Consider the following 12,528-nt stretch of genomic DNA (forward strand, 5'->3'; position numbering starts at 1 on the left):
TCCTTATTTTTTAAATTTAGTTTTGAACCTTCTCCTCCAAATATACTAAGTCGCCTTCTTTGATCACACATTTCCCATTGGTGAGATCGGTCATCCAGTCTTTGAAGCTTTGAACCTGGCCTTCTTCAACATATGTTTCAACTTCCACATGATCGGAATAATAGATGTCCTTCAGCTTATAGACAGACGAGCGCAATTCGTTTTCGATTTTGCCGAGAAAGCTGTAATCAAACGTAGTGCGAATAATTTTCATTAGCTTGCGTTCGATGATGCCAACGTGGTCAATGGCTTCTGAAACAGCTTTTCCGTATGCACGGATCAGCCCGCCGGCGCCGAGTTTAATCCCGCCGAAGTAACGGGTGACAACAACGACAGTGTCTTTTAGTTGTTTCTTTTTCAACACTTCAAGCATCGGCACTCCTGCTGTTCCGCTTGGCTCTCCGTCGTCGTTCGCTTTTTGAATTTGGTCATGCTCTCCAATTAAATATGCGGAGCAGTTATGTGTGGCATCCCAATGTTTTTTTTTGATTGTATCAATAAACTCTTGAGCTTCTTTCTCAGTTTTGGCACGATTAATATAGCAGATAAAACGTGATTTTTGAATCACGATTTCATGCTCTCCAAAGCCAGCTACGGTATAATAGGAGGAAAGCAATTGTGTATCACCTCCGAAGAAACAAAACGGCATAACTTTTTTTGACAAAAATCGACTTTTTTTATAAAAAAACACTCACATTAGAATATTATAAAACGACAAAATTTTTACTTCAATTATGAACTGATAAAGTTTTTGTAACAACTTTTTTATAATGGAGGAAAAGGCTGTGAACTCCAAAAAAATAGATTCTGCTGTAATAGACGATATTTTAAATAAAATGATCGAAACCGTCCAAGCAAGCAAAGATCAAATCTTTGAAATCGGTGAAAAATCCCGCACAGAGTATGAGAAAATAGTAGAAGAATTGGAAGAAGTGAAAGAGCAAGTAAGTGAGGTGATAGAGCAAACCGATAAGCTGACGATTCAATCGAAAATCGCACGGCAGCGCCTCGTGGAAGTCAGCCGCAACTTCAACAAGTTTTCAGAACAAGATATTTTGAATGCCTATGAAAAAGCGCAAAATATTCAAATTGAACTGGCCATGCTCCAAGAAAAAGAAAAACAATTAAGAAAACGGCGGGATGAATTGGACCGCCGGCTTTTATCATTAAAAGAAATGATTGAACGAGCAGAGGTCATAGTAGGTCAAATTACTGTTGTGCTGCAATATTTAAACCAAGATTTGCGGCAGGTTGGCGATTTGCTGGAAGATGCAAAGAAAAAACAAGCCTTTGGCTTAAGAATTATAGAAGCGCAGGAAGAAGAGCGAAAACGGGTGTCACGTGAAATACATGACGGACCAGCCCAAATGCTTGCAAATGTTCTGATGCGCTCTGATCTGATTGAACGGGTTTTTCGGGAAAAAGGGACTGCAGAAGGGTTTCAAGAAGTTCAAAATTTAAAAAAAATGGTGAGAAATGCGTTATCTGAGGTTCGCCGCATTATCTATGACTTAAGACCTATGGCATTGGATGATTTAGGACTCGTTCCAACACTTAGAAAGTACCTTTCGACTATTCAAGAATATGAAAAAGATATAAAAATCAATTTTCAAAACATCAGTGATGTGGAAGAAAAACGGCTCCCGCCGAAATTTGAAGTGGCCTTGTTCCGGTTAGTTCAAGAATCTGTAACGAACGCTTTGAAGCATGCGGAAGCAAAGCAAATTGACGTTAAATTTGAAGTCCGTCCAAACCAAGTAAATGTTGCAATAAAAGACGACGGCAAAGGCTTTGATATAAAGAAAGTGTTTAAAGAAAAAAAGGAGTCATTCGGTTTAATGGGAATGAAAGAACGAGTGGAGCTGTTGAATGGGAAAATGGCAGTCCATTCTGCACCCGGAAAAGGAACGTTCATTATTATTCAATTGCCTACTAATCTATGAAATAGAGAAATGGTCTGATTGACTTCATGCATACATCACTGAAAAAATAATAATGGGGAGGATTGTAAATGAATAATCAAGTTAAAATTGTCATAATAGATGACCATGCTCTGTTTCGGGAAGGTATAAAACGTATTCTTGATTTTGAGCCTAATTTTGAAGTGGTTGCGGAAGCTTATGACGGCAGTGAAGCTTTAACAGTTGTTGAAAGCTATATGCCGGATGTTGTCATTATGGATATTAATATGCCTGGTGTAAATGGCGTTGAAGCTACTAAGCAGCTGGTTAATTCATATCCGGATACGAAGGTTATTATATTATCGATCCACGATGATGAAAATTATGTGATACATGCTTTGAAGACCGGAGCGAGAGGATATTTATTGAAGGAAATGGATGCTGACACTTTAGTAGAAGCAGTTAAAATCGTGGCAGAGGGAGGAAGCTATTTACATCCAAAAGTAACTCACAATCTAGTCAATGAGTTCCGCCGTCTGTCATCAGCCAATAATGGACAAATTCCAGCTACAGTCCGGCGCCCTCTTCATATTTTAACCCGACGTGAGTGTGAAGTTTTGCAAATGCTTGCTGATGGAAAAAGCAATAGAAGAATCGGTGAAACGCTGTTCATTAGCGAAAAAACGGTGAAAAACCATGTCAGCAACATTTTGCAAAAATTAAATTGCAACGATCGAACACAAGCTGTAGTTCTTGCCATTAAAAACGGCTGGGTGGAAGTTAAGTAAAGTTACATATTTTCCATGGCGATTAATTTTGAACGATTTGAATCGTCAAACCGTGAAAGTGAGATTGATTTCTAAATACCAATTTTGCTCGGTGTATCTATATTGTTTTTTCCGACTTGGCTGATTGTCCAGCGATGATAAATGAATTCAATTGCATTTCTTCATTACGGCTGGAAACATAATATCATTTGGCAACTTGTCAATCTATTCGGATCCTGACCAGAGAAATGTTTTGATCAGAAGCTACGAGAATGAATCATAGGAAGCATTACATTCAACGTTCCGGTTTTGCAGAATCAACTTAGGTGAAAATGTATCAACAGGAAGCATAACGGCCTCTTCAAATAACTACAGGCGCTGGGAAGAGGCCGGTTTGCTCAGAAACAAGAAAAAATGCAGCAAAATTGGTAACCGCAATTGGAATCCACATAAAAGCTCCGTTTAAGCTGCTCAAAAATCCTTTAAAAAGGTGTAGACCTCATAAGAATAACCTCAACGAAAATCGTAATGAGCCGATCGACAAAACGAAATCCGCATAAATGGCAGTATAAAGACTTTGAAACAGCTAAAAAATATTTTTCATCCTCTTGCAGTTTCATGGAAATCCGGCAAAGTTAATGATAAAAGCTTGCATTTTTTATAAAATAGTCTTATAAAGGAGAGAATGAAATTATTAAAAGGAAAGGAAAAACATGATGCAAATTGCGATTGTAACAGATAGTACTGCTTACATTCCTGAAGAAGTTCGAAAGAGGCATGGCATACATATGATTCCTCTTAGCGTTATTTTTGGAGACGAGTCTTATCGTGAAGAGATAGATATGACAGCAGAGAGTTTTTGGGAAGAAATAAAGCGCCAGAAAGAGCTGCCTACAACTTCTCAGCCGCCAGTTGGTGAATTTGTCGAGTTGTTTGAAAGCTTATCGAAAGAATATGATGCAGTCATCAGCATTCATCTTTCAAGCGGTATCAGCGGCACTTACAATGGTGCTGTCACTGCAGGTCAAATGGTAGACAGCATTAAGGTATATCCTTACGATTCGGAAATAAGCTGTATGGCTCAGGGATTCTATGCAATTGAAGCAGCGAAAATGGCAAAGGAAGGGAAAAAACCGGAAGAGATCATCGCTCGCCTTGATGAAATTAAAAAATCAATGGATGCTTATTTTATGGTGGACGATCTTTCTCATCTTCAGCGCGGCGGACGATTAACCGGTGCTCAAGCTTTAATAGGGAACCTGCTGCAACTGAAGCCTCTTCTTCATTTTGTTGATAAAGTGATCGTGCCGTATGAAAAAATTCGTACGCGCAAAAAAGCAATCCAACGTATCTATCAATTATTTGACGAAGCTGCAAGCAAACATCCGGTGCGGGCGGCTGTCATTCATGCCAACAGACCGGAGGATGCCAAAAAAATGAAAGAGGAGCTCGAAAGTAAATATCCAAATTCTGAATTTATTATCAGCTATTTTGGCGCTGTCATTGGAACTCATCTAGGAGAGGGAGCTATGGGTCTCTGCTGGTATAAAAAGTAATTGCAAGAAAACGTTAAACCCATTGTGAAAAATGGCTGTATCCATCCTCTTAAAAGAACTTCCCCTTCAAAACGAGAAAAGGTGCGATTCACCAAAAAATGGAATGGTGTCTGACCATCTGAAGGTGCAAAAAGCACCTTTTATTTTTTACAGAAATGAAGGATATAAATGATTCATCTAGCATCTTTCATTCGGACGAAAAGCAATAAGATCAATCGATTAAATATATTGATTTTTCAGAAAATATAAGGTAAAAAATAATAGTAAGGAACAATATGGTATGTACAAGCGGAGGTTTTATATGCATGATCATGATCTTCAAAAACATCTTCTCGGAAGACATCTCCTTTCAAATGAGCTCCCGTTTTCAATGGATGCCGTTCAAAATGCCCCCTTCGTTGAAATAGAACAAGGTGTTGTGAAAAAATCCGGTTTTTTTTATTGCAATCGATGTGGAAATGATCAGCCCTTTTTATTTGCAGGCTTTGACTGTGCAAGGTGTAAAAAGTTTTGTCATTATTGCCGGAACTGTATCATGATGGGGCGAGTAAGTGAATGCTCAAAGCTTGTTAGTTTTCCAAGACGAGAGAAGGAGGAAAAACATTCGATCCAATCGGATCAAACAAACTTTTTGCAATGGGATGGCGAGCTGTCCCCGGCGCAAAAAAGAGCATCTGACCGGGTCACGGAGTCCGTTTTGCAGCGTACAGACTGTCTCATTTGGGCAGTTTGCGGAGCAGGAAAAACAGAGGTGCTGTTTGCCGGCATAAACACAGCTTTGCAGAAAGGGCTATTTGTTTGCATTGCTGCACCGCGTACGGATGTTGTTTTGGAGCTTGGACCGCGTTTGAAAAACGTTTTTCCGAGCATCGATGTGGCAGTGCTTTACGGAGGAAGCGAAGATCGTTTGAAGCTGAGCCCAATTACCATTTCAACGACTCATCAGCTTCTTCGGTATAAAGAAGCCTTTGACGTGGTGATTCTTGACGAAGTGGATGCTTTTCCATATTCTGTAGATTCTGCTTTGCAATTTGCGGTTGAAAAAGCACGCAAACGAAACAGCTCCCTTATTTATTTAACTGCGACTCCCTCCTCATCAATTAAGCGGCTTTTTAAGCCTTCCGAAATTGTGAAAATCCCTGCTCGATACCATGGTTATCCCCTACCTGTTCCTGAATTCAAATGGTGCGGCAATTGGAAAAAAAGATTGGAGAAAGGAAAGCTGCCGAAAAATATCATCACATGGGCAGCCGAACAAATGCAAAAGGAAAGACAAGCTTTTCTATTTGTACCGGAAATCAAAGTGCTTCATGATGTCGTTCCGTTACTAAAAAAATTGAATTCAGCGGTTGAAGGAGTACATGCCGAAGATCCCCAAAGGAAAGAAAAGGTTCGGGCATTTCGAAATGGCCGGATTCCGATCATTGTCACAACTACCATTTTGGAAAGGGGTGTAACAGTTCCTGGAACTGATGCAGCTGTTTTAGGAGCAGAAGAAACCATTTTTACAGAAAGTGCCCTTGTTCAAATATCCGGCCGTGTTGGACGGAGCATAAACAATCCAACAGGCTCCATTATCTTTTTCCATTATGGCAAAACAAATGAAATGATTGCAGCGAAACACCATATTCTTGCTATGAATCGGGAAGCGGCAAAGGAAGATTTGTTAAAGTGTTAGTATTTAGAAAATAAAGGAAACGATACAGAATGTGTAAAGTTGGAAAAATCTTTTCAATTTTGGCTGAAAAAAGAAATTCCTTTTTCCAGTATGATCCAATATAATACAGATTAGAGATCATATATTTGGGGTGAGGACATGATAGTAAACGCTCTGGAAAAAATTATGGAAGAATTGCTAGATGAATATATTGACCAATTTCATATGGAATGCACGTGCCCAACTTGCCGCAATGATGTTTTAGCTCTAGTGTTAAATAGAGTTCAGCCCCGTTATGTAACGAGTGAAGATAAAATTACATATGTAAGAGCGGAATTTTTTGATCGGCAGCAAATGACATCTCTTCTTGTCAGCCTGGCAGAATGCGCAAGAATTGTTTCAGAAAACCCACGATGTGATAATAGGAAGGCTTGATGCGAAATATGGGAAGATGTCTTTATTGTTTTAAAAGTATAGATGTCCACTTGACTTGGAGACGGCTTTTTTTCCTCGAAAAAGACCCTGTTTTATGCGAAGAATGCTCCAGCAAGCTAAACGTTATATCAGGCCCCATTTGTCCAATGTGCGGGAGGCAAAGCGAAAAAGCCGAGTATTGCACTGATTGCGCGGCTTGGGAAAAGCATCCTGACTATCATGGAGTGATAAAGAAAAACCGCTCTGTTTTTCAATATAATGAATTCATGAAAGAAGTGCTAGCTAGGTTTAAATTCCGCGGGGATGCGATATTGGCGCAGATGTTTTCCGAACCTTTTGTGAAAGCATTTCACCATCACTTCGACAAATCGATGATTCTCGTTCCCATCCCATTAGGTGAAGAAAGGCTTTTGGAACGCGGGTTTAATCAAGCAAAATTATTGGCCCAGCTCCTTCAGCTTCCGATTATTGAGCCTTTGCGCAAAACAGATGCAGCAAAACAATCAAAAAAATCACGGATCGACCGAATGAAGACGAAAAATATGTTTACTGTAACAGATCCAAAACAAGTACATGGTCAACATATTGTTATCATCGATGACATTTACACAACAGGCGCAACGGTACGCCAAGCTGCAAAGCAGCTGATGAACGCTGGTGCGAAAAGTGTCGAATCATTTACGCTTGTCCGCAGCTAAATGACAAATCCGTTTTTCCGATATAAAATAATAATAATAATAATAGGAAGATTTTTGAAAGGTGGATTTTTATGGGGGAATTAGCAAACTGCCCAAAATGTGGTTCCTTGTTTGTCAAAACGCGGCTTCGTTCAATATGTGATGCTTGCTACCAAGAGGAAGAAAAGGCATTTGAAACAGTATATAACTTTTTGAGAAAAAAGGAAAACCGCAGATCGACCATTACTGAAGTTGTGGAAAAAACAGGAGTGGAAGAGGACTTAATACTGAAGTTTATTCATCAAGGACGCATTCAACTGGCGAACTTCCCGAACCTTGGTTATCCTTGTTCACGGTGCGGCAAATTTATTCGCGAGGGAAAACTTTGTGTTTCTTGCAAAAAGGAAATACAGTCTCAAATTGAGCAAATGGAAAGAGAAGAGCAGTTTCAGGAGGAGAAAGAGAAGATGCAAACATACTACGCTATCCAACCGAAAAATAATGAAAAACGTTAACAAATCCCTCTATCGATCCGATAATGAATATAGAGATAGATTTCCAGCTGAAACAATCGTTCCATTAGAGCAGGAAAGGAGGCGGTGTCCATGAAGATTCACAGCTATCGGTCATCAAACGTTAATCCTTATCAAAAGCAAATGGATGCCAGCAAGCAGATGAAAGTGGAAGTCCAAAAAGATAGAGTGGAAATATCCAAGCAGGCAAAACAGCTTCAGCAGACGAGCGGTTTTGATCTTCAGCGCCAAGAAAAAGTGCAGGAGATAAAAAAAGAAATTGAAAGCGGGACTTACAAAATCGCCCCAGACCTGATCGCGAAAAGCATGATCCAATTTTATAAGAAAAAAAATGAAGAATAAATTGCGTCAATCCGTTTCGGTTTTTGATTTGGTTGCGTACGAAGCAGCCTGTTTCGATTTTTGATTTGGAACAGAATGAAAATGTGCTGGGCAACTATATTGTACATTTCTGCATTTTTAGCATCTTCATCTTTACAACAATAAATTATTTTTCATTTCCGGCTTTGGATCATCTTGTCAATGTTTTGAACGAAGCCCGGTAAATATGATTGTATTGAATTTTGCGGGGAGGACGTTTTCGTGTCTCTTGCCAATTTAATTAACGTTTTAGAAAAGCAGTTAATCATTCATGAACAATTGTATAACTTGGCAGTAAAAAAAATGGATTTGCTGAAAAAAGATGATGTTTATCAATTAATGCAGCTTTTAAAGGAAGAGCAGAAATATGTAATGCAGCTTGAAAATGCTGAAAAGGAACGGATCAAAGCAGCGGCTTGCTTTTTAGAAAGAGAAGACGATTTAACGATTTCCGCCTGTATTGAAAAAGCGGAAAATGAGGATAAAGAACGGTTGATAAATCTAAAAGAAAAATTGACAAACGTATTGGCTAATTTGAAAAACGCGAATTTTGTCAATCAGCAACTGGCATTGCAAGCATTGCAGGTTGTGAATTTAACGCTTGATCTTTTCATGCCGGAGGAAGCATCGCCGAATTACACAAATCCGAATCAAGAATCGAAGCAATCGAAACGGCGTTCATGGTTTGATTCAAAAATTTAACGGGGGAATTCGCAATGGTATCAACATTTTTTGGACTGGAAGCGGCTAGAAGCGGATTGTATGCCGCACAAAGCGCTTTATATACAATTGGACATAATGTGGCAAATGCCGAGACACCTGGTTATTCGCGGCAGAGAGTAAACCTTGTGCAAAAGCAAGCGTATCCGACACCAGGCCGTTTTCGAGCTGATATCCCTGGGCAGTTTGGAACAGGGGTGGATACACAAACAGTGCAGCGGATCCGCGACCGCTATCTTGATGTACAATATCGCGGCGAAAATTCTAAGCTTGGCTACTGGAGCTCTAGATTCAACGCATTATCAAGAATGGAAGATGTGATGAACGAGCTGAACGAGACAGGCTTGAACGAAACGATGGATAGCTTTTGGCAATCGCTGCAAGATTTGGCGGCCAACCCTTCCAACCTAGGTGCCCGCTCTGTTGTCCTTGAGCGCGGAAGAGCTGTTACAGAAACGTTCAATTATTTGGCGGAATCATTAAAGCATAATCAGAAAGATTTACGCAACGAACTCGATGTCGCAACAACGAAGATCAACTCTTTGCTTGAGCAAATCAATCAAATTAACAAACAAATCGGCGAAGTAGAACCGAATGGTTATTTGCCAAACGATTTGTATGATGAGCGCGATCGATTATTGGATGAGCTTTCTTCGTATATTGATATTAAAGTGACGCCGGTTGAAAGCGGAGGCAACGCTTTGAAAGTAGCCGAAGGAAAAGTAACTGTCGAGCTCGCTGGCTTCGAACCGCCAATCACCCTTGTCGACGGAAATAGATACAAAGTAAGACAATTTAGCCTCAATGAATCCAAGACGAACGGTCTTATCGAATCTATTTCTGTTGGTGGAAGAATGATAGGGGCAGACGATTTTGTTGAAAATTTAAACATCAATGGAAGTTTAAAAGGCTTAATCGAGGCGCACGGCTATACGAACATAGGCAGCACGATTGAACGCGGCATCTATCCTAGCATGATGTCAGATTTAGATCAAATGGCATATGATTTTGCGAACGCATTTAACACTGTCCACAGAAACGGATGGAGCCTTGAGGACATAAAAAACGGCGTTCAAACACAGCGCGATTTCTTTGATCTCGGAGGTTTAAGCTCTCCTAAAGGCGCTGCGGCTGCCATTAAAGTATCGGATGATATGAATCGCGATCGAATTGCAGCTTCTGCTACAGGAGAAATCGGCAACGGCCAAAATGCGCTGAAGCTTGCTGAAGTAAAAAATACTTCGTTTCAAAGTTATTTTGAAGCTGTTATCGGCGAAATGGCTGTTATGACGCAAGAAGCGGAGCGGATGAAGGAAAATTCAGAAACCTTAGTTTCATCTGTTGAACAACGCCGCAAATCCGTCAGCTCCGTTTCATTAGACGAAGAAATGACAAACATGATCCAATTCCAGCATATGTACAACGCCGCAGCAAGAATGATCACTTTGCAGGATGAAATTTTAGACCGAATTATAAACGGCATGGGACTGGTCGGGAGATAAAGTAAAATTGACTGTTGAATAACCATAGTGGAAAATGAAAGCAAAAATTGTCGGGTTCAGAATGTATGAAATGAAATAAGGCGATGAAGTGCAAATCATATAAGGAATGTACTATTTGCACGTTATGAATTCATACAAAAAATTTATTTAATGAAAGAGAGGTGCAGCATATGCGTGTCACTCAATCGATGCTTGCGCAAAACTCGCTCCGCCATTTAAGTAAAAGCTATGAACTGCTGGGAAAATATCAAGATCAGATGTTGACAAGAAAAAAAATCACCCGCCCGTCCCAAGATCCCGTTGTAGCAATGAAAGGATTGTACTATCGGACAAACTTAAAGGAAGTTGAACAATATAAACGAAATTTATCAGAGGCTTACCTTTGGATCGAAAATTCTGAAGCGGGACTAGAACAGGCCAACCAAGGGCTGCAACGAATACGCGAGCTTTTGATTCGGGCAAAAAACGGTACAAATTCAGAAGACGAACGTGATGCGGTTGCCCGCGAAGTGAAACAAATTAAAGACGACCTTGTTGCTGTCGCCAACACACAAGTGGCAGGCCGCTATATTTTTAATGGAACGAAAACAGACTCAGCGCCTGTCAGCGGCGACCCGCCTGTCGTTAATAATAACAATGAACCGTTTAAAATCGAGCTTTCAAAAAACATTCAAATCCAAGTGAATATAACGCCTGACAATGTCTTTAACCAAGCAATGTTCAATACTATTCAGGACATCCAAAATGCTTTGGAAAACAACGACACAACGAACTTGGACAGCCTGCTCGGCCAGCTTGATGACCATATTGATGCTCTTAACGCTGAACGGGCTGAGCTTGGCGCCCGTTACAACCGGATTGAGCAGATGGAAAACCGTATCGGTCAACAGGAAGTAATCTCTACAAAAATTTTGTCAGACAATGAAGATGCCGACATTGAACGGGTCATCATCGACTTGAAAGAGCAAGAAAGCGCGCACAGAGCAGCGCTTGCTGTCAGCGCCCGCATCATTCAGCCAAACTTAGTTGATTTTTTGCGATAATGTGAGAGCGAAAGGACCTGCATAAAGGTCCTTTTTGTTCATCGTTATGACTTTGTTTTTGCCCCATGTTTTCCTGCTTCTAAAGGGTTCACAGTTTTTATCGAAGAAATTTCAATTCCCGGCTAATTAGATTTTGCATTGTTCTTAGTATATAGTTTGTTCCTATCATTGAGGAATTTTAATTGTATCGTAATAGTTGAAACCCAATAAAAATTGTTTGTTGGTTTGCACCAACGGAGTTAAGATGAGAATTTCTTTTCTGCTTTAAAACTTTTGTTGTCAGTCGAGGTGAGAGAAATGCTCCTGCCGCAAATTAGAATGGAAAGCCAAATGGCGAAAATTGCGATTAGCACCACTCCTGGAAAGCAGTCAATCAAACAGCCGAAAGCGGATATCGATTTACAGCCGGCGAAAGTAGCGATGGAAATCAACCGCACTCCTGGAAAATTGACAATCGATCAAACGAAAGCGTGGGAAGATCGAAATTTAGCTGATACGTTCCGTTTCATTGAAAAAATAGCTGAGGAAGGCTATCAAGCTTGGCTTGAAGGTATTGCCCGCCGCGCCGAGCAAGGAGATGAACTGATGAAAATTGAAAACGGCGGCAGCCCGCTGGCTGATCAAGCGAAAGAAAACAGCGAATCCCCGATGTATGAAGTGAATGTCGGCTGGATTCCATCATTGTTCAGTGTGAAATTTGATTACGAACCAAGCAAGCTTGATATTAATTGGCATCTGAAAAAAGCCGAATTTCGTGCCATTCCCAATAAGCCGGTCATTCATTACGACCGTGGCAGAGTCGATATAAAAATCGCCCAATACCAAAAGTTAAAAATCGACTTTGCCAACCTCACCTTTAAAGGACCAAACTTTGAAATGAACATATAAAGGTTGTGAGAACATGAGACTAAAGACAAAATATCATGGTGAAATAGAAGCCGCAAGCGACAGCATCATCCAATTTCCATCGGGAATTCCGGGGTTTTTAGATGAAAAGCAATTTGTGCTTTTGCCATTTGGCGCCGAATCGCCATTTTTTATTTTGCAATCGGTCAACACAAAGGAACTTGCTTTTGTCATGACAATTCCTTTTTTATTTTTCAAAGACTATGCTATCGACTTAGACGATGCGACGATTGAGCAGCTGGAAATCGAGTCGGAACAAGATGTCGCTGTCTATGTGATTTTGACGGTAGAAGACCCGTTCGAAAACACAACCGCCAATCTGCTTGCACCAATCATCATCAACCAGAAAAACAAACGGGCCAAGCAAGTGATTTTAACAGGCACTACTTATAAAACGAAGCATCCACTTATGGAACAGAAGGAGGTGTGAAG

The 12,528-nt window shown here is 40.3% G+C and carries 14 protein-coding genes; 13 read left to right on the forward strand and 1 reads right to left on the reverse strand.

Going from position 1 to position 12,528, the window contains the following annotated elements:
• Positions 1-16 precede the first annotated feature (16 nt).
• Positions 17-655, reverse strand: a complete 639-nt coding sequence (locus tag NSQ41_RS02970) for a YigZ family protein (RefSeq protein ID WP_339198711.1) — start codon at positions 653-655, stop codon at positions 17-19.
• Positions 656-824: 169 nt separating this feature from the next.
• Between NSQ41_RS02970 and NSQ41_RS02975 the strand changes: the two genes are divergently transcribed.
• The 13 genes from NSQ41_RS02975 to fliW all read left to right on the forward strand — a co-directional run bounded on the left by NSQ41_RS02975 (position 825) and on the right by fliW (position 12,526).
• Entirely contained in the window at positions 825-1,982 is a 1,158-nt protein-coding gene (locus NSQ41_RS02975; RefSeq protein WP_339210953.1) for a histidine kinase, read from the forward strand.
• A gap of 68 nt (positions 1,983-2,050) precedes the next feature.
• Complete coding sequence (locus tag NSQ41_RS02980; RefSeq protein ID WP_063386301.1) at positions 2,051-2,728, forward strand: response regulator transcription factor; 678 nt, start codon at positions 2,051-2,053, stop codon at positions 2,726-2,728.
• A 695-nt stretch (positions 2,729-3,423) separates the two neighbouring features.
• Positions 3,424-4,263, forward strand: coding sequence for a DegV family protein (locus NSQ41_RS02985; protein ID WP_066247016.1), 840 nt, complete (start codon positions 3,424-3,426; stop codon positions 4,261-4,263).
• Between the two features lie 301 nt (positions 4,264-4,564).
• Entirely contained in the window at positions 4,565-5,941 is a 1,377-nt protein-coding gene (locus tag NSQ41_RS02990; protein WP_339210955.1) for a DEAD/DEAH box helicase, read from the forward strand.
• Between the two features lie 138 nt (positions 5,942-6,079).
• A complete protein-coding gene (locus NSQ41_RS02995) occupies positions 6,080-6,355 on the forward strand; it encodes a competence protein ComFB (RefSeq protein WP_063386299.1) in 276 nt (91 codons plus the stop codon).
• An 8-nt stretch (positions 6,356-6,363) separates the two neighbouring features.
• Positions 6,364-7,053 carry a ComF family protein gene (locus NSQ41_RS03000; RefSeq protein WP_339211596.1) on the forward strand — a complete coding sequence of 230 codons (690 nt, stop codon included), beginning with the start codon at positions 6,364-6,366 and terminating at the stop codon, positions 7,051-7,053.
• Positions 7,054-7,124: 71 nt separating this feature from the next.
• Positions 7,125-7,547, forward strand: coding sequence for a TIGR03826 family flagellar region protein (locus NSQ41_RS03005; RefSeq protein ID WP_063386298.1), 423 nt, complete (start codon positions 7,125-7,127; stop codon positions 7,545-7,547).
• A 90-nt stretch (positions 7,548-7,637) separates the two neighbouring features.
• A complete protein-coding gene (gene flgM / locus NSQ41_RS03010; RefSeq protein ID WP_339210956.1) occupies positions 7,638-7,907 on the forward strand; it encodes a flagellar biosynthesis anti-sigma factor FlgM in 270 nt (89 codons plus the stop codon).
• 240 nt (positions 7,908-8,147) lie between these two features.
• Positions 8,148-8,627 (forward strand): flagellar protein FlgN, encoded by a 480-nt coding sequence (locus NSQ41_RS03015; protein ID WP_339210957.1) that lies wholly within the window; start codon positions 8,148-8,150, stop codon positions 8,625-8,627.
• A gap of 14 nt (positions 8,628-8,641) precedes the next feature.
• A complete protein-coding gene (gene flgK, locus NSQ41_RS03020) occupies positions 8,642-10,147 on the forward strand; it encodes a flagellar hook-associated protein FlgK (protein WP_339210959.1) in 1,506 nt (501 codons plus the stop codon).
• Positions 10,148-10,317: 170 nt separating this feature from the next.
• Complete coding sequence (gene flgL, locus NSQ41_RS03025; RefSeq protein ID WP_339210960.1) at positions 10,318-11,190, forward strand: flagellar hook-associated protein FlgL; 873 nt, start codon at positions 10,318-10,320, stop codon at positions 11,188-11,190.
• Between the two features lie 297 nt (positions 11,191-11,487).
• Positions 11,488-12,078 carry a DUF6470 family protein gene (locus tag NSQ41_RS03030; protein ID WP_339210963.1) on the forward strand — a complete coding sequence of 197 codons (591 nt, stop codon included), beginning with the start codon at positions 11,488-11,490 and terminating at the stop codon, positions 12,076-12,078.
• Positions 12,079-12,091: 13 nt separating this feature from the next.
• Entirely contained in the window at positions 12,092-12,526 is a 435-nt protein-coding gene (gene fliW / locus NSQ41_RS03035) for a flagellar assembly protein FliW (RefSeq protein ID WP_339210965.1), read from the forward strand.
• Positions 12,527-12,528: the final 2 nt, after the last annotated feature.

The organism is Aeribacillus sp. FSL K6-8210, from assembly GCF_037963925.1.
Classification (GTDB): Bacteria; Bacillota; Bacilli; order Bacillales; family Aeribacillaceae; genus Aeribacillus; species Aeribacillus composti.